The organism is Cutibacterium sp. LaCa_286 (genome assembly GCF_057198075.1).
This window is the reverse complement of the sequence record NZ_CP191091.1, coordinates 1,294,913-1,312,774: the sequence shown is the minus strand read 5'-3', so window position 1 is coordinate 1,312,774 and position 17,862 is coordinate 1,294,913. Positions and strand designations below refer to the sequence as shown.

At 64.3% G+C, this 17,862-nt stretch carries 16 protein-coding genes; all 16 read left to right on the top strand.

The features are described from left to right. The first annotated feature begins 42 nt into the window (after nt 1-42). Nucleotides 43-558 (top strand): ribosome maturation factor RimP, encoded by a 516-nt coding sequence (gene rimP / locus ACP8JZ_RS05690; protein ID WP_484482217.1) that lies wholly within the window; start codon nt 43-45, stop codon nt 556-558. 2 nt (nt 559-560) lie between these two features. Continuing rightward, nucleotides 561-1,589 carry a transcription termination factor NusA gene (nusA, locus tag ACP8JZ_RS05685; protein ID WP_023034062.1) on the top strand — a complete coding sequence of 343 codons (1,029 nt, stop codon included), beginning with the start codon at nt 561-563 and terminating at the stop codon, nt 1,587-1,589. Between the two features lie 41 nt (nt 1,590-1,630). Next, a complete protein-coding gene (locus ACP8JZ_RS05680) occupies nt 1,631-1,876 on the top strand; it encodes a YlxR family protein (RefSeq protein WP_306517163.1) in 246 nt (81 codons plus the stop codon). A 206-nt stretch (nt 1,877-2,082) separates the two neighbouring features. Beyond that, nucleotides 2,083-5,079 (top strand): translation initiation factor IF-2, encoded by a 2,997-nt coding sequence (infB, locus tag ACP8JZ_RS05675; protein WP_306517164.1) that lies wholly within the window; start codon nt 2,083-2,085, stop codon nt 5,077-5,079. Nucleotides 5,080-5,406: 327 nt separating this feature from the next. Then, the gene (rbfA, locus tag ACP8JZ_RS05670) at nt 5,407-5,835 is read left to right on the top strand and encodes a 30S ribosome-binding factor RbfA (protein WP_306517165.1); all 429 of its coding nucleotides are present in this window, start codon (nt 5,407-5,409) and stop codon (nt 5,833-5,835) included. Nucleotides 5,836-6,057: 222 nt separating this feature from the next. Further along, entirely contained in the window at nt 6,058-6,945 is an 888-nt protein-coding gene (gene truB, locus ACP8JZ_RS05665) for a tRNA pseudouridine(55) synthase TruB (RefSeq protein WP_484482216.1), read from the top strand. Nucleotides 6,946-7,270: 325 nt separating this feature from the next. Continuing rightward, complete coding sequence (locus ACP8JZ_RS05660; RefSeq protein WP_306517167.1) at nt 7,271-8,605, top strand: quaternary amine ABC transporter ATP-binding protein; 1,335 nt, start codon at nt 7,271-7,273, stop codon at nt 8,603-8,605. Between the two features lie 5 nt (nt 8,606-8,610). Beyond that, on the top strand, nt 8,611-9,477 hold the full coding sequence (locus ACP8JZ_RS05655; RefSeq protein WP_021105593.1) for an ABC transporter permease: 867 nt from the start codon (nt 8,611-8,613) through the stop codon (nt 9,475-9,477). Between the two features lie 78 nt (nt 9,478-9,555). Next, on the top strand, nt 9,556-10,563 hold the full coding sequence (locus ACP8JZ_RS05650) for a glycine betaine ABC transporter substrate-binding protein (RefSeq protein WP_036902671.1): 1,008 nt from the start codon (nt 9,556-9,558) through the stop codon (nt 10,561-10,563). Nucleotides 10,564-10,674: 111 nt separating this feature from the next. Continuing rightward, a complete protein-coding gene (locus ACP8JZ_RS05645; RefSeq protein ID WP_484482215.1) occupies nt 10,675-11,607 on the top strand; it encodes a bifunctional riboflavin kinase/FAD synthetase in 933 nt (310 codons plus the stop codon). A gap of 355 nt (nt 11,608-11,962) precedes the next feature. Then, entirely contained in the window at nt 11,963-12,226 is a 264-nt protein-coding gene (gene rpsO, locus ACP8JZ_RS05640) for a 30S ribosomal protein S15 (RefSeq protein ID WP_021104670.1), read from the top strand. A 469-nt stretch (nt 12,227-12,695) separates the two neighbouring features. Next, on the top strand, nt 12,696-14,894 hold the full coding sequence (locus tag ACP8JZ_RS05635; protein ID WP_484482214.1) for a polyribonucleotide nucleotidyltransferase: 2,199 nt from the start codon (nt 12,696-12,698) through the stop codon (nt 14,892-14,894). A gap of 383 nt (nt 14,895-15,277) precedes the next feature. Beyond that, a complete protein-coding gene (gene dapB / locus ACP8JZ_RS05630; RefSeq protein ID WP_484482213.1) occupies nt 15,278-16,018 on the top strand; it encodes a 4-hydroxy-tetrahydrodipicolinate reductase in 741 nt (246 codons plus the stop codon). Further along, entirely contained in the window at nt 16,011-17,108 is a 1,098-nt protein-coding gene (locus ACP8JZ_RS05625) for an LmeA family phospholipid-binding protein (RefSeq protein ID WP_484482212.1), read from the top strand. Before dapB ends, ACP8JZ_RS05625 begins: the two co-directional genes overlap by 8 nt. Before the next feature lie 82 nt (nt 17,109-17,190). Then, the gene (locus tag ACP8JZ_RS05620) at nt 17,191-17,412 is read left to right on the top strand and encodes a hypothetical protein (protein ID WP_021104674.1); all 222 of its coding nucleotides are present in this window, start codon (nt 17,191-17,193) and stop codon (nt 17,410-17,412) included. Next, nucleotides 17,325-17,705: a DUF2335 domain-containing protein gene (locus ACP8JZ_RS05615; RefSeq protein ID WP_484482808.1), complete on the top strand. Its 381-nt coding sequence runs from the start codon at nt 17,325-17,327 to the stop codon at nt 17,703-17,705. Before ACP8JZ_RS05620 ends, ACP8JZ_RS05615 begins: the two co-directional genes overlap by 88 nt. The last annotated feature ends 157 nt before the right edge of the window (nt 17,706-17,862 follow it).

Below are 17,862 nucleotides of genomic sequence, written 5' to 3'. Positions count from 1 at the left end.
TGGCGTGGACAATCATGACGACAACAGGACAGGCTTGAGGCTATGAGCAGTGACAGGGTGAGGGCCGTGGTGGCCCCGATTCTCGATCAGTTGGGGTTGGAGCTGGACCGCATCGATGTCGTTCCTGCGGGTCGACGCCGTGTCGTCAAGGTGACTGTCGATGGAGACGGCAAGGACGGTCACGGCCCCGATCTGGACGAGATCGCCGAGGCCACCAATGCGATCTCCCACGGCCTGGACGACGCCGATGCGATGGGGGAGTCCCCCTACACCCTCGAGGTGACGAGCCGTGGGGTGCCGACCCCACTCACCGAACCCAGGCATTTCCGCCGCAATGTCACCCGGTTGGTCAAACTGACCCTCGCGGGCGAACCAACCGAACAGCTGCTCGGTCGCATCCTCAGTGCCGACGACGAGAAGATTGTCGTGCAGGTCGAGGCTGCCAATTCCAAACCCCACAAACGCGTGTACGACGAGCGCATGATCGACCTGACGCAGATTCAACATGCTGTGGTCCAGGTCGAACTCAATCGCCCCACCGACACCCAGGAGAACTGAACATGGACATCGATCTGGCCGCACTGCGGATGATTGAACGTGAGAAGGAGATCTCGCTCGACTTCCTCGTCAAGACCCTTGAGGACGCGCTGCTCAACGCCTACGGCAAGACCGAGCATCCCGTCAAGGACGCTCGAGTCGACATCGACCGCAAGTCGGGCAATGTCGCCGTCATGGCCCCGGAGAAGGACGACGAGGGCGAGGTCGTCGGATGGTACGACGCCACCCCGGACGACTTCGGCCGGGTTGCTGCCTCCACGGCTCGTCAGGTGATCTTCCAGCGGCTGCGTGAGGCCGAGGACGAGCACAAGTACGGCCAGTTCTCCGCCGTGGAGGGCGACATCGTCACTGGTGTGGTCCAGCAGTCCTACCGCGACACCCGCACCGTCCGAGTGGATCTGGGAGGGCTCGAGGCCATCATGCCGCCCGATGAGCAGGTGCCGGGCGAGGACTACCGCCACGGACGCCGGCTGCGAGTCTTCGTCGTGGCGGTGCGCAAGGAGATGCGTGGTCCCCAGGTGGTCGTCTCGCGTACCCACCCGGATCTGGTGCGTCGGCTCTTCACCATGGAGGTGCCCGAGATCGAACAGGGTGTGGTGGAGATCAAGGCCGTCGCCCGTGAGGCGGGACACCGCACCAAGATCGCCGTCGTGTCCCACAACGAGAATGTCTCGGCCAAGGGCGCGTGCATCGGCCCGATGGGGCAGCGTGTACGCGCCGTCATGCACGAACTGGGCGAGGAGAAGATCGACATCATCGACTGGTCGGAGGATCCGGCCCGATTCGTCGGGGAGGCTCTGAGCCCGGCCAAGGTCAAGCAGGTGACGATCGTCGATCCCAAGGCACGCGCTGCTCGTGTCGTGGTGCCGGACTACCAGCTCTCCCTGGCCATTGGCCGTGAGGGACAGAACGCACGACTGGCAGCTCGCCTCACCGGATGGCGAATCGACATTCGTCCAGACACCCCGGTCGCCCCGGGCACCCCGGTCGATGGAGCCCAACCGGGAATGCGACGTCCAGCCCAAGGCTGAATCACGGCCAGGTGCGAGCAGAGCCAGTCAGGGGATGCAGGGTGACTGAACCAGTACGCACGTGCGTCGGGTGTCGTCACCAGGACGCCCCCGGCGCCATGGTGCGCTGCGTGCTGGACGGATCCCTCGTGATACCCGACGTCTCGCGCACGGCTCCGGGACGTGGGGCTTGGGTGCATCCCCGGCAGACGTGCCTGACTGCTGCGCGACGCGGGGGATTCGCTCGATCGTTCCGCCGTGCCGTCCACGTGAGTGACGATCTTGCTGCGGTGATCGAGTCCTGCTGAATTGAGCTGGTGGGGGCCGATTGACTACACTGGGCCGCACATGTCTGTCGGAGAGTCCGGCAGCCTCACCGAACGTGCCCAGATCATCTGCTGGGCTTGAGAGAAAGTGGGCACACGCTCATGACCACTCGATGAGTTCGCGACAATGAGTATCCACGTCAAGCAGTTGGCCTGAGTCCTGACCGGACCAGGCCCGAAGGAGAGTAGTGGCCAAGGTCCGCGTTTATGAGCTCGCCAAGGAGCTCGGACTGACAAGCAAGCAGCTTCTGGGGAAGCTGAACGACATGGGGGAGTACGTCAAGTCCGCGTCCTCCACCCTGGAGACTCCGGTGGTGCGCCGGGTCTCCGACTACGTGACCAAGAATTCCGATGCCCCGGCGGCGAAGGCACCCAAGCCCGGCAAACCGGCCCCCAAGCCCGGCGCGTCGGTCAAGAAGGACGCCAAGCCGAGCCGTCCCCGTTCCGACAAGGGCAGTGCAAAGCCTGCAACCGGGAAACAGGGTGCTGGCAAGTCCGGTGCTGCCAAACCAGTTCCGCACCCGACTCCACGCAGTGTGCGTCCCGGGGCACGTACTGCCCCTTCGACGGCATCGTCGTCGGCGGCCCGGACGTCTGCGACACCACGTCCCGGCCTCATGAAGGCCAGGCCCACCACGTCGCAGGACAAACCTGCTGCTGAGCCCAGGCCCAGTGCAAAGCCGGGGCCCAAGCCGACTCCGAAACCCGGTAAGGCATCGCAGACCGGCAAGGCCTCCCGCGGCGAGAACACGAAGTCCGATGGCAGGAGGCCCACGTCGGAGGGTGCTGGAAGGCCAACTCCGTCGTCGGTCAAGCCCGGGCCACGTCCGGTTCCCGGTCCGCGGCCATCATCGGCAGGACGCTCCGGGCCCAAGCCCGGTCCTCGTCCCTCCAACGGACGCCCCGGCCCCGGTGGACACGCCAAGGGCGGTCGGCGCTCCGGTGCTCCCCGCCCGGGCAACAATCCGTTCGCCTCCAGCCAGGGAATGGGTCAGCAGCGTCATCGTTCCGACGGTGGTCAAGGTCGTTCCGGATCCGGCCGCGGTGGATCGCGGTCGGGCGGCGATCGGATGCCACGCCCGGGCGGCGGCTCTGGCATGCCGCGCCCCAACCCGGCCATGATGCCCAAGCATCAGTCCAAACAGCTCGGCCAGAATGCCCCGAGCCGTGGCGGTGGTCGCGGTCGTGGTCGTGGTGGCTCTCGCCCAGGTGGCTTCGGCGGCGGTTTCGGTGGCCGTCCCATGGGTGGCCGCGGTGGTCGTCGTGGTACGCAGGGCGCCTTCGGACGCGGCAATTCCCGTCGCGGTCGCAAGTCTCGCAAGCAGCGCAGGCAGGAGTTCGACGAGATCAAGGCACCGCTGGTTGGCGGTGTGCGTATCCGCAAGGGTGATGGCCAGACGGTGCGCCTGCGTCGTGGTGCCTCGCTGTCCGACCTTGCCGAGAAGATCAACACCGATGCCGCACAGCTGGTGCAGGTGCTGTTCAACCTCGGCGAGATGGTGACGGCCACTCAGTCGGTGCCCGATGAGACCCTTGAGGTCCTGGGCGCCGAGCTCGACTACAACATCGTCGTCGTCTCCCCGGAGGACGAGGATCGTGAGCTGCTCGAGTCCTTCGACCTCGAGTTCGGTGAGAACATCGGCAGCGAGGAGGACCTTGCAGCACGTCCGCCGGTCGTCACCGTCATGGGCCACGTCGACCACGGCAAGACCAAGCTGCTCGATGCCTTCCGCGACACCCATGTGGTGGAACGTGAGGCTGGCGGTATCACCCAGACCATTGGCGCCTACCAGGTGGATACCGAGGTGGACGGTCAGACCCGTGCCATCACCTTCATCGACACCCCTGGTCACGAGGCGTTCACGGCCATGCGTGCCCGCGGTGCCAAGTCCACCGACATCGCGGTGCTGGTGGTCGCGGCCGATGACGGCGTCATGCCCCAGACGATCGAGGCACTCAACCATGCCAAGGCGGCCGATGTGCCGATCGTGGTGGCCGTCAACAAGATCGACAAGCCCGAGGCCGATCCGAACCGGGTGCGTGGTCAGCTCACCGAGTACGGTCTGGTGCCTGAGGAGTACGGCGGCGAGACCATGTTCGTCGACGTCTCCGCCAAGCAGGGCACCGGTCTCGACGAGTTGTTGGAGGCCATCGTCCTCACGGCCGATGCTGCTCTCGATCTGCGTGCCAATCCGGACATGCCGGCCCAGGGCGTGGCCATCGAGGCTCACCTGGACAAGGGCCGTGGCCCGGTGGCGACGGCACTCATCCAGCGCGGAACCTTGCGGATCGGTGACTCGATCGTGGCCGGTTCGTCCTATGGACGCGTGCGTGCCCTCATCGACGACCAGGGCAGCAGCGTGGACGAGGCCGCTCCCTCCACCCCGGTGCAGGTGCTCGGTCTCACCTCGGTGCCCGGTGCCGGCGACAACTTCCTCGTCGTCGACGACGACCGGATGGCTCGTCAGATCGCCGAGAAACGTGCTGGCCGAATGCGTGCCGCCCAGCAGGCCCGTATGTCGCGCCCGAAGACCTTGGACGACCTGTTCAACCAGCTCAAGAAGGGCGAGACCGAGGAACTGTTGCTCATTCTCAAGGGCGACGGTGCCGGTTCCGTCGAGGCGCTGGAGGACGCACTGGTCAAGATCGACGTCGGCGACGAGGTCAGCCTGCGTGTCATCGACCGCGGTGTGGGTGCCATCACCGAGACGAACGTCTCCTTGGCATCGGCCTCCAACGCCGTCATCATCGGCTTCAACGTGCGCCCGACGGCCCATGCCCAGCGCATGGCCGACGAGGAGAACGTCGACATCCGGTACTACTCGGTCATTTACGACGCGATCAACGAGATCGAGGCGGCCCTCAAGGGCATGCTCAAGCCGATCTACGAGGAGAAGGCGATGGGTACGGCCGAGATTCGCCAGATCTTCAAGTCGTCGAAGGTCGGGACGATCGCCGGTTGCATGGTCTCCGACGGTGTCATCAAGCGCCACGCCAAGGCACGTCTGGTGCGCGACGGCACGGTGGTCAAGGAGACGGAGATCAACACCTTGCAGCGTGAGAAGGATGCCGTCACGGAGGTCCGCGAGGGGTACGAGTGTGGTGCCACACTGACGAACTTCTCCGACCTGCACGTGGGTGACGAGATCCAGTGCTACGAGATGGTCGAGGTCGCTCGCGACTGAGTCCAGTGATCATGACGGGGCCGTCCGATCCGAGGATTGGGCGGCCCCGCCATATCGGTCATCACCATGCATTCACCGTCCATGCACCTTGGCAGCTCCTCGACTGTCTTGGCATTTCCACGACTACCAAGAAGGGACGCCCGCCGGGAAACCTGCGTGGTGTATGGAGCCTGAGCACCATGGGACTGGGAGCCTCGACATCGCGGCGAGCTGCTCCTGATATGAGGGTCGGTGTGGTGGTCGATCGTGCTGAATGATCGGGACATGTCGTGGGTGTGGCAAGATGGACAAGCCGTTCACCCCCGTTGCGGTCGATGAGGAGAGATCATGAACACACCGAATCCACGTGTCGCCAAGTTGGCCGATCAGATCCGGGTTGTGGTTGCCGCGACCCTGGAGCGTCGCGTCAAGGATCCCCGGCTCGGCTTCGTGACGATCACCGATGTGCGTCTGACCGGGGATTCCCGTGACGCCACCCTGTTCTGGACTGCCATGGGCAGCGACAAGGAGATCGCCGACACGGCTGCTGCCCTGGAATCGGCCAAGGGAATGCTGCGCTCCACCGTCGGCAAACGGCTCGGCCTGCGCTATGCCCCCACCCTGACCTTCGTGCGTGACGCCACTGCTGAGACTGCCAAGTCCATCGAGGATGCCCTGGCCCGGGCCGCTGCCTCCGATGCCGACATCGCACGTCGTTCCGAGGGAGCCACACCTGCTGGTGAGACTGATCCCTATCGTCATCGTGACGCGGAGTGAAGCGCCAGCTATCTGCAGACGCCGGTGACCAGCCGAGGTGGGTGTTTGACACAGGACCGATCCTGTGCGCGGTGATGACGCCGGCCGTTGAGGGAGTCCTGACGGTGGGCCAGACCCGGGTCCTGCTGTGCCCTTGTGGGTCGAGGATGGCCCGGTAGCAGGAGTCCTGCTTGCGGCAGTCCGGCTTGTTGAAGCCCTCCTGAGTCCGAGATACTGGCTTCGATGAATACTCCTCAGTCTGGCGTCCTCGTCGTCGACAAACCTGCCGGTGTCACCTCCCACCAGGCGGTGGGGCGGGTGCGTCGCCTCATGGGCACCCGCAAGGTCGGACATGCCGGAACCCTGGACCCGATGGCCACCGGGGTTCTGGTCATCGGGGTCAATCGCGCCACCCGACTCCTCGGCCATCTGTCCCTGCGCGACAAGGACTACACCGCCACGATGAGGCTGGGGGTGAGCACCGTCACCGACGACGCCGAGGGGGATGTCACCAGCACCACCGACGCATCCGGGATCGACGACGCGGCGATCCTCGCTGCGATGACACGCCAGACCGGTGAGATCCAGCAGGTTCCGACCGCCGTCAGCGCAATCAAGATCAACGGTCAACGTGCCTATGCCAAGGTGCGAGCCGGGGAGGACGTCGTCCTGCAACCCCGCGCGGTGACCGTCTCCCGCTTCGAGGCCACCGAGACACGACGCCATGACGAGGTGATCGACGTCGACGTCGAGGTCACCTGTTCCTCCGGCACCTATGTGCGGGCCCTGGCCCGTGACGTGGGCGCCGATCTGGGAGTCGGAGGTCACCTCACGGCGCTGCGGCGCACCCGGATCGGACCTTTCGACCTCACTGCGGCGTGTCCCGACATCTTTGCCGATGATGCCGGCGCCCCGGCCCCAATGACGATGGCCGAAGCTGCCAGGCTGAGTTTCCCGGTCGTCGAGGTCACCGATGACCAGGAGGCTGCCATCCGGGTCGGACGACGTCTGGACGTGACCGTTCCCGCCGACGTCACCGCGATGATCACCGGAACCGGAGAGATGCTGGCTCTCTACCGGCCAGACGACGAGAGAAGGGGGCAGAGCCGCGCGATCTGCGTGCTGGTCTGACCGCACGCAAGTGCGTTTGGGGCCGTCAGGATGCAATCCGGCTGCCATCGGCAGGTGAGGCGTCCCACACTGCTTTGTACCATTCGGTACCTGTGCAGCTGACGCAGAGCAATTTCTGAGTATTCGCCGAAATTGATTCAGATCGGCGACAATTCCTTCTGGTTGCAGGTGCAAATACGTCATGATATCTTCAAAAGGTACTTTGCTCTGGGCTTGGCGTGATTTTTTGCGGCCCACCGCCCGTGACGCGAAGTCGTGGTGTCCTCGTGATCCGCATGAGTTGCTTCCAACTGCCCCTCCTTGACCCCATAGCCCATGTGAAAGGTTGCCGTACGACGTGGATTTGGTTCGAGCTTCCCATCTGTACAAGGTTTTCGGTAAACACGAACGAGAAGTGATCGAAAGACTCAAGGCAGGGGAGTCTCGAGAAGATCTTGCCTCTCTGGGCACGGCGGCTGTCATCGACGTCAGCTTCGAGGTCGCCAAGGCAGAGACCTTCGTCGTCATGGGCCTGTCAGGTTCCGGGAAGTCCACCCTCATCCGGATGATCAATGGGCTGTGGGCCCCCTCCGAGGGCACCGTCGAGGTCGCCGGCAAGGTCGTCTCCGACATGAATGACGCCCAGCTGCGCGAGTTGCGCCGGGACCATGTGTCCATGGTCTTCCAGCACTTCGCACTGCTTCCTCACCTCACCGTGCGTGAGAATGCGGCCTACGGTCTGAAGCTGCAGGGCAAGCTCAAGTCGAAGGACCGACTCGAGAAGGCCAATGAATGGCTGCACACCGTGGGCCTCAAGGGATGGGGTGACAAGTATCCCCATCAGCTCTCCGGTGGTATGCAGCAGCGAGTCGGTCTGGCCCGTGCCCTCGCCGCGGAGACCGACATCCTGCTCATGGACGAGGCCTTCTCGGCCCTCGACCCGCTCATCCGCCGCGAGATGCAGGACCAGCTCCTCGAGCTGCAGAGCACCCTCAACAAGACGATCATCTTCATCACCCACGACCTCAACGAGGCCATGTACCTGGGCGATCACATCGCGGTCATGCGCAACGGTCGAGTCGCCCAGATCGGCACCTCCGACGAGATCCTCACCCAGCCGGCCGACGACTACGTTGCGGATTTCGTCCAGGACGTCGACCGCAGCCGAGTGCTCACGGCATCGGCGGTCATGCGCCCCACCGAGGCTGTCGTCTCCGGGTCGGCGGACCCCCGACGTGTCCAGCGCATCATGGATCAACACGACTGGGTGGGCGTCTTCGTCGTCGACGAGCACCGTCGTCTGCTCGGCATGGTCGGTGACCAGGAAGTCACCGAGGTGGCCCGTCGTGGGGATCGCAGCATTGCGGCGGTCGTCGAGACCGGCGGCATCCTCACCGTGCGCACGGACACCCCGCTGTCGGAGTTGTTCGCCCCGTCGAAGGACGCACGAGTGCCCTTGGCCGTCGTCGACGAGGACTTCCACCTCATGGGAGTCATTTCCCGAATCGCCCTGCTCGACTCCATGTCAAGGTCCCAGGACAACGCGTCCGACGGATCGGTGAGGTCCTTGGAGGACACCGGGAAGTTGCCCGTCATCAAGGACGCCGGAGACCCCGTCGGTCTCTCGCCAGTTGACCAGACGACGACCGCTGCCACCCCGAGCATCGAGAAGGAGGCCTGATCGAGATGAGCTTCAATTTCGCCAACCCCCGTATTCCGTTGGGAAGCTGGATCGAAACCTTCTTCGACTGGTTCCAGCACGCCTTCGACTGGCTCATCACCTTCACCAATGTCGTCATCGGTGGCATGTACGACGGGCTCAACCTCGTCCTGTCCAAGCCGCTGTACCTGGTCATGATGGTGATCCTCGCCGCCATCGGCTGGGCCTGCGCCAACTGGAAGGTGGGCCTCTTCGCGCTCATCGGCTTCTACCTGGTCCGGGCCATGGATCAGTGGAACAACACCATGCACACCCTGTCCCTGGTCGTGGTGGCCGTGATCCTGGCCCTCATCCTGGCGATTCCGCTGGGGATCTGGGCTGCCAAGTCGAAACGGTTCTCGGCCATCATCAAGCCGATTCTCGACTTCATGCAGACGATGCCCTCGCTGGCGTACCTGGTCCCGGTCATCGTCCTCTTCGGCATCGGCCAGGTTCCCGGTGCCATCGCGACGATCATCTTCGCCCTGCCGCCTGGCGTGCGATTCACCGAGTTGGGCATCCGCGGCGTCGACACCGAGACGGTGGAGGCCGGCGCAGCCTTCGGTGCCAGTCCGCATCACATCCTGTGGCGCATCCAGATGCCGTTGGCCATGCCGACGGTGATGGCCGGCGTCAACCAGGTCATCATGCTGGCCCTGTCCATGGTCGTGCTGTCGGGCATGGTCGGCGCCGGTGGTCTCGGTGGTGACGTCGTCGCGGCCCTGTCCCAGGTCGACATCGGTCTGGGCATGGAGGCTGGACTGGCAGTGGTGATCGTGGCCGTCTACCTGGACCGCATCACCAACGGACTGGCCAATCGCACCTCGCTCGCCCGGGCGCAGCGTGCCAACTGATGACAAACAGCTGAACGCAGGAGGACGACCGAGTCCCATGCAGAACACGAACACGAGGTAACAAAGATGAGCACAGGTATGATTCGACGCAAGGTCATCGCCGTGACCTCCATCCTGGCGATGGGGGCCCTGGCCCTGTCCGGTTGCGATGCCTCCAACAGTGGAAACGGAGAGTCCGGCAGCTCCGACACGGGCTCCGACAACGTCAACACGAAGTGGGCCGACTGCACCCCGGGCGAGGGGTCGAAGGACACGACGTCCATGAAGGCCGATGGCAAGAAGAACATCACGATTGGCGCCTTCAACGGCTGGGATGAGTCCTTCGCCACCGCCGGGATCATGAAGAACGTCCTGGAGAAGGACGGTTACAAGGTGACGATCAAGGGCTTCGACGCCGGCCCAGGCTATGCTGGACTTGTCGCCGGGGACATCGACCTCATCACCGACGGTTGGCTTCCCCTGACCCACGCCGACTACGTCAAGCGCTACGGCGACAAGATGGAGAACCTTGGCTGTTGGTACGACAACGCCAAACTCACCATCGCCGTCAACAAGGACTCCAAGGCGAAGACCATCGGCGACCTGAAGTCGATGGGCGACGACTATGGCAACACCCTCTATGGCATTGAGGCCGGTGCTGGACTGACCAAGGTGACCCAGCAGTCTGCAATTCCGAAGTACGGGCTGAAGAACCTCAACTTCAAGATCTCGTCGACACCGGCGATGTTGTCCCAGCTGAAGAAGGCCACTGCCGCCAACCGTGACATCGCGGTGACGCTGTGGCGTCCGCACTGGGCCTACGGCGCCTTCCCGGTCCGCGACCTCGAGGACCCCAAGAACGCCATGGGTGACGCCGAGGTGATCTACAGCTTCGCTCGTCCGGGCTTCGAGAAGGACTTCCCGAAGGCTGCTCAGTTGATGCGCAACATGGCTTTCGACGACAAGACGCTTTCCGATCTTGAGGACACCATGTTCTCCGCGGACAAGTACGGTGGCAAGAACCAGGAGAAGGCCGTGGCGGAGTGGACCTCGCACAACGAGGCGTGGGTCGACAAGCTCAAGTCCGGTGAACTCACCGAGAAATGATCGACAGGACGGGCCGCCCCAAGGTGGGCGGCCCGGTTTGCGTCCGACGCGGTGAGGTGCCTGCCAATTTCACGGGGGACGACGTTCAGTGATGATCGTCGAATTCGGGTCATGGGCGGTTGTCACCATAGAATGACGGGCGTGTCTGTTCCCGAAGAATCGCCAACCGTCGTCATCGGAAACTTTGATGGTGTGCACCGTGGCCACCAGGCCCTCGTCCAGCAGGCCAAGAAGCTTGATCCGGACGGTCATGTCGTCGTCGTCACCTTCTGGCCCCATCCACTGACCGTCCTGGCCCCTGACCAGGCCCCAGCCCTGCTGTGCCCGTTGGAACGACGCATTGACTGGCTGACGGAGGCCGGTGCCAGCGAGGTGCGCGTGGTCAATTTCACTCCGGAGATCGCGAAGTGGTCCCCGGCAGACTTCGTCGAACGGATGATCACCCCTCTGCAGCCCGAGCACGTCCTGGTGGGCCAGAACTTCCGCTTCGGGCGTCACGCCGTGGGCACCCCGCAGGCCCTGTCCGAGATTGGCCATGGCCGCTTCGAGGTTCATGCCATGGATCTCGTCGCCATGTCCGGTGTCACGGTGTCGTCGACCCGGGTTCGCGAGGTGGTGGCAGCCGGTGATGTCGCTGAGGCCGCCAAGCTGCTCGGGCGCCCCTTCGAGGTCGGCGGTGTCGTCGTCATGGGAGACCAGCGCGGACGCGAACTGGGATTTCCGACGGCCAACCTCGTCCTGCCGGAAGGACGTGCCGTTCCTGCTGACGGGGTGTACGCCGGATGGTTGGAACCCAGTAGTGGTCCGGACGCCGGTCGCCGACTTCCCGCTGCGATATCGGTGGGGACCAACCCGACCTTCGACGGTCTCGAGCGCCGAGTCGAGACCTACGTCATCGATCGCGATGATCTCGAACTCTACGGGGTCGACGTCACGGTCACCTTTGCCGAGCACCTGCGTGGGCAGGTCAAGTTCGACGGCGTCGAGCCGCTGATCGCGCAGATGACCGACGACGTCGACGCGGCCCGCAAGATCCTGGCCTGAGGCGGGCATCACGCCGGCAGCCAATGGACCGGTACGGGGTGCGAGCGCCGCGGGCAACAGTGGGTCATGGTGCCGCTGGTCACGTGCCGAAAGACCATCCAGGTGCGGCCCGTTTCCGATCCGTGGTGCGGGCCAGGTGCCTTGGCCGGAACCTTCGTCAGACCGGATACACCAGGCTGGGCACACCCTCTGCATGAGGCGCTTGGCTGCTGCTCAGCACACGCGAATTCGCGCTTGGTGAGCAAGAGCTGATATCCTTATTCAGTTGCCGTCAGAACGGCCGCGGTCTCACAAGAGTTCCCTGCACACCGAGCATCGGGAACGCCGCGCAACGGATGGAAAGGGAGTATCAGACATGGATGCTGCCACGAAGAAGCACATCATCGAGGAATACGCGACTCACCCCGGCGACACTGGTTCCCCGGACGTCCAGATCGCGCTGCTGACGCGCCGCATCGCCGAGCTCACCGAGCACCTCAAGTCGCACAAGCAGGACCACCACTCCCGTCGTGGCCTCATGCTCATGGTCGGCCAGCGTCGCCGCCTGCTCAACTACGTCGCCAAGAACGACATCGAGCACTACCGTGAACTCATCGCCCGTCTGGGCCTGCGCCGCTGAGTGAACATGCATCCTGCTTCGGCCCTGCTGGCCGGAGCCGGGATCGGATTCTTTGCTCGCAGGGGCCGCTCCTTCATGGAGCGGCCCCTGCGGCGTTTCTCGGGGGAAGTACTGAGATGTGTCGTCCGAGGAAGGCATTGTCAGTGAGAAAAGCGGTGAATCCCTCGGCGAGAATCATGGCCCCGAGAATCCCGATGCCCGGGTGGAGTCCCTGCTGCCTCGCAGAGCATTGCTGCGCGCCCCGTAGCCGTTTCGCTATTCACGCTCGGTACCGTAGGCTTGAATCACAACAGGTGTGCACATGCACACCGCCCATTGATCGCTCACCCGCCGGACGCACGTCTCGGTCCTCGGTAGTGGTCACCGGGCTCAGGCCCCGATGACTTCGATCGAAGACCGGCGCGAGTGCCGGGCGGTGCACAAGGCGCCGCAGGGTGGCGGTTTCATCCCCACCTGAAAGGAATACCCCATGGAGGGACCCGGTCTCGAGTTCTCCGAGGCAATCATCGACAACGGTGCTTTCGGCAAGCACGTCGTCCGTTTCGAAGCCGGTCTGCTCGCTCAGCAGGCCGATGGTTCGGCTGCCGTCTACCTGGACGGCGACACCATGTTGCTGTCCACGACGACGGCTGCCAAGACCCCACGCGACTCCATCGACTTCTTCCCGCTGACGGTTGACGTCGAGGAGCGCATGTACGCCGCCGGGCGCATCCCCGGCTCGTTCTTCCGCCGTGAGGGACGCCCATCGGAGAACGCCATCCTGGCCTGCCGTCTCATCGACCGGCCGATTCGCCCGTCGTTCGTCAAGGGGCTGCGCAACGAGGTGCAGGTCGTCGTCACCGTCCTGGCCCTCAACCCCGAGGTCTACTACGACGTCGTCGCCATCAATGCCGCGTCGATGTCCACCCAGATCGCCGGTCTGCCGTTCTCCGGCCCGATCGGTGGCGTGCGCATGGCCCTCATCGGCGACCAGTGGGTCTGCTTCCCCACCGTCGAGCAGCGCAAGGAGTCCACCTTCGACATGGTGGTCGCCGGGCGTGTGCTGGCCGACGGTGACGTCGCCATCATGATGGTCGAGGCCGAGTCCACCCCTGCCACCTGGAACTTGGTGCGCGGCGGACGTACCGCCCCCACCGAGGAGGTCGTCGCCACCGGCCTGGAGGCCGCCAAGCCGTTCATCAAGGTGCTCTGCGATGCCCAGCTGGCCCTGGCAGCCAAGCTGCCCAAGGAGACCTACGACTTCCCGATCTTCAAGGACTACGAGGACGACGTCTACGCTGTCGTCGAGGAGCTCGGTTCCGACGAGCTGGCACGCATCGAGCAGATCGCTGCCAAGCTGGAGCGCCAGGACGCCGAGTCCGCCCTCAAGGCTCGCATCAAGGCCGAGCTGGCCGAGAAGTTCCCCGAGCGTGAGAACGAGATCTCCGGTGCCTTCAAGGCCCTCATGAAGAAGATCGTGCGCAAGCGCGTCCTTGACGAAGGGGTGCGCATCGACGGTCGCGGCCCCCGTGACATCCGTACCCTGTCCGCCGACGCCGGAATCATCCCCCGGGTGCACGGATCGGCCCTGTTCCAGCGTGGTGAGACCCAGATTCTGGGCGTCAGCACGCTCAACATGCTCGACATGGAGCAGAAGCTCGACACCCTCTCGCCGCAGACCACCCGGCGCTACATGCACAACTACAACATGCCGCCGTACTCCACCGGTGAGACGGGCCGCGTCGGCTCCCCGAAGCGCCGCGAGGTGGGTCACGGAAACCTCGCCGAGCGTGCCCTCATCCCGGTGCTGCCCACTCGTGAGGAGTTCCCCTACGCAATCCGTCAGGTCTCGGAGGCCATCGGTTCCAATGGCTCCACCTCGATGGGTTCGGTGTGTGCCTCCACCTTGGCCCTGCTCAACGCCGGTGTGCCGCTGCGTGCCTCGGTGGCCGGTATCGCCATGGGACTCATGAGCGAGACCGACGAGAACGGCGAGACCAAGTACCTGGCCCTCACCGACATCCTCGGCGCCGAGGACGCCCTGGGTGACATGGACTTCAAGGTGGCCGGCACCAGCGAGTTCGTCACCGCCCTGCAGCTGGACACCAAGCTCGACGGCATCCCCGCCGACGTGCTGGCCGGGGCGCTGCGCCAGGCCAAGGAGGCTCGTACCACGATCCTCGGTGTGATGAACGAGGTCATCGACGTGCCCGACGAGATGGCCCCGACCGCCCCGCGTATCATCACCGTGCACATCCCGGTCGCCAAGATCGGCGAGGTCATTGGCCCCAAGGGCAAGATGATCAACCAGATCCAGGAGGACACCGGCGCCAACATCTCCATCGAGGATGACGGCACGATCTTCATCGGGGCCGACAACGGTGATGCCGCCGAGGCAGCCCGTTCGACGATCAATGCCATCGCCAACCCGCAGATGCCCGAGGTGGGGGAGCGCTACCTGGGCACGGTCGTCAAGACGACGAGCTTCGGCGCCTTCATCTCACTGCTGCCCGGCAAGGACGGTCTGCTGCACATCTCGAAGATGCGCGAGCTCAACGATGGCAAGCGTGTCGAGGCCGTCGAGGACGTCGTCTCGGTGGGACAGAAGCTGCAGGTCGAGATCGCCGAGATCGACGATCGTGGCAAGCTCTCCCTGGTCGTCGCCTCCGATGAGGATGACGAGGACTGACGTCTGAGCCGACTGCTCCGCCGGAGTCTGTTGCCCTAGGGCGCAGATGTGGATGGATCCAGTGATCTGCCGCATTCGACCATGACTCATGGCGGGCCAGATCGGAGTGGCTGTGGTTGGGGCCTGTGCGGTGGCGCAGGCCCCTTCGTCATCCCTGACCCCGTGTGTGGGGACCTGCGGCCGTGTGGGGACCGGCGACACGGGATGTCTTCGCTCGAGTGCCCCGCGGCAGTTCCGCTCGAGAGCTTCGGTGCGGTTTCCGGGCCCCGCTGTCATGGGTGTCAGAGGCTGGTGGTGGGGCAGGGACGAGGAAGGTGCATCGAAAGTGTCTCACCAGCTGGGTAGTCTTGGTACCGATCGTCGTTCATGAGGAAGGTTGCCAGATGATCAAGGTTGGAGTGTTCGGATCTGCTGGACGGATGGGTTCGCAGGTCGTGCAGGCCGTGACGGATGCCGACGACATGGAGTTCGTCGGCGGGGTCGACGACGGGGACTCGCGTGACGCCCTGACCGGAGCCGACGTCATCGTCGACTTCACCAGGCCCGATGCCGTCATGGACAATCTTGCCTGGGCCATCGACCACGACATCAGCGTCGTCGTCGGCACCACCGGGTTCACCGAGGAACGCTACGAGCAGCTGCGCGCCCAGCTGGCCGAGCACCCACACACCGGTGCGGTCGTCGCACCGAACTTTGGCATCGGCGCTGTTCTCATGATGCACTTCGCCAAACAGGCGGCACGGTTCTACGAGTCCGCCGAGATCGTCGAGCTGCATCATCCCAACAAGGTGGACGCCCCCTCCGGCACCGCCCGCACCACCGCCGCCCAGATTGCCCAGGCCCGGGTCGATGCCGGATTGGGCCCGGTTCCCGACGCCACCGCACAGCAGGAGCCGGGAGCTCGCGGAGCCGACATCGACGGTATCCATGTGCACGGGGTGCGGCTGCGCGGCCTGGTGGCCCATCAGGAGGTGCTCTTCGGATCGGAGGGTGAGACCCTCACCATCCGCCATGACTCGTTGGATCGCGCCTCGTTCATGCCCGGTGTCCTGGTGGCGGTGCGCGCCGTGCAGGATCGTCCCGGCCTGACCATCGGTATCGAGGATCTTCTCCATCTTGACTGATCACAGCCGGTCCAGCAGTTTCGGTGGCGACGATCCCACGTGGTCACTGGGGGGTGCTGAGGACGATGTCACGGCCACCACGCAGCAGGCCAGCTCGTGGGACCCGACCGCGCCCACCCAGCCCTTGGGTTGGGATCGCGACATACCGGTGAGCCAGCCATGGGGCAGTGGTGATGACCGTTCCAACGCCAGCGGCCATCAGCGCGACGGTGGGTACCAGGTCGGGGAGGAGTACTGGGACGACGCCCCCACCATGATCCTTGGTCAGGAGCCCACCATGCCCGATTTCAGTCCAGCAGCCCATGAGGCTCCACCGCAGATGAATGCCCGCACATCCACAGCCTCCCAGGCCCCGATCACGCCACGAAAGCGTCGCCGACGCTGGTTGCCCAGGTTCATCGCCATTCTTGTCGTGCTCGTCGTGGTGGCTGGTTTCGTCATCGGTGACGCCACGGCACGTGCCAGAACCGAACAGCGCATCGACCAGGAGGTTGCCACCCAGGCCAACATCGACCCCTCCCAGGTGAGTACGAGTATCGGCGGATGGCCATTCCTGGCGGTCATGGTGACCAATACGCTCACGTCCCTTGACATCACCGTGCCACAGGCCACTGTGACCGAGGGAGACAAAACCCTCTCCCTCAGCAACCTCTCAGCTCATGCGCGTGACCTGCGCAATGTCCGGGACAACGACAATGCCACCGCTGGACACGTCGAGATGTCCGGTCGGATCGGCTACGACGAGCTGTCCCGACTTGCCCAGTCCGACGTGGGATTCGCCGAGCAGGGCCGTGTGGAACTGCACCGTGAGATGAATGTGCTGGGGGTGGACGTTCCGGTCGTCGTCAGCGCCCAGCCCGGTATCGACACGCAGCGGCAGGTGGTGGTCTTCACCGATGCCCACGCGAAGGTGGCGAACCTGTCGATTCCCGAGAGCCTGCTGGACTCCGTGTTGGACTCGATGACCCAGAGCGCTCCGTTGCCCGAGCTGAATGGCGTCGATTACACCGACCTGCATGCCGACGAGGACGGCCTCACCATCGAGATGTCCGGTGACAATGTGCGGTTGGCCGATCTCAGGATTCGCTGAGCGTCGGCAACTCCACTCATGGCCAGTTCTGATCGACGGAATCGAGGCATCGTGAAAGACAGAAATGACGTAAGGTTGAATCATGAGCACGATGGCGATGAGTTTCAGGAAGGCGATGTTTCGCGGGGCGCATCTGGTCACCCGCGCAGACCCCGCCGCGCTGAGTCGTCAACGAGAGCCGCAAGAGGTCAGCGCCTACCAGATCACTCAGATGGCTTGGGAGCAGGCGGGCAAACACCTGTACCGAGCGATGGACGAGATGCCGTCCCAGAGCTCCACGACGCCACCCTCGTCCGAGCACTGAGCTTCCAAGGTCCGCTTCCGCCACCTGAGATCCTGGCTGGCTACAACGATCTTGATGAAAGCTATGCTGACCGCATCTTCCACATGGCGGAGCAGTCCCATGAGGCCGAGGTCGAAGCCGCCAGAGCGCGCACGGAGTACCAGAGAGAATACGCGACTGGTGAGGTTGGGGACGCAGGTTGGCATCTGGACCCACGCTGCCGTCACCGTCACCTGTCTGGGGCTGGTCATTTTCGCAGTGGTGACGGGACGTTGGGCCGTTGCCGGTGTGAGTGCGGTCCTTCCGCTCGCTGAAGCTGCCGTCCGCCTCATCCAGGCTGTGCACGATGGTGACGAAAACGACGACAATTAGGAGCTTTCGTCAAGCGGCATACCCAACCGTGTTGGACCGTGTTGGTCGCACGGATCCCTCGTACCACCTGCAGCCGTGCGGCGAGAGCGGCATCGTGGG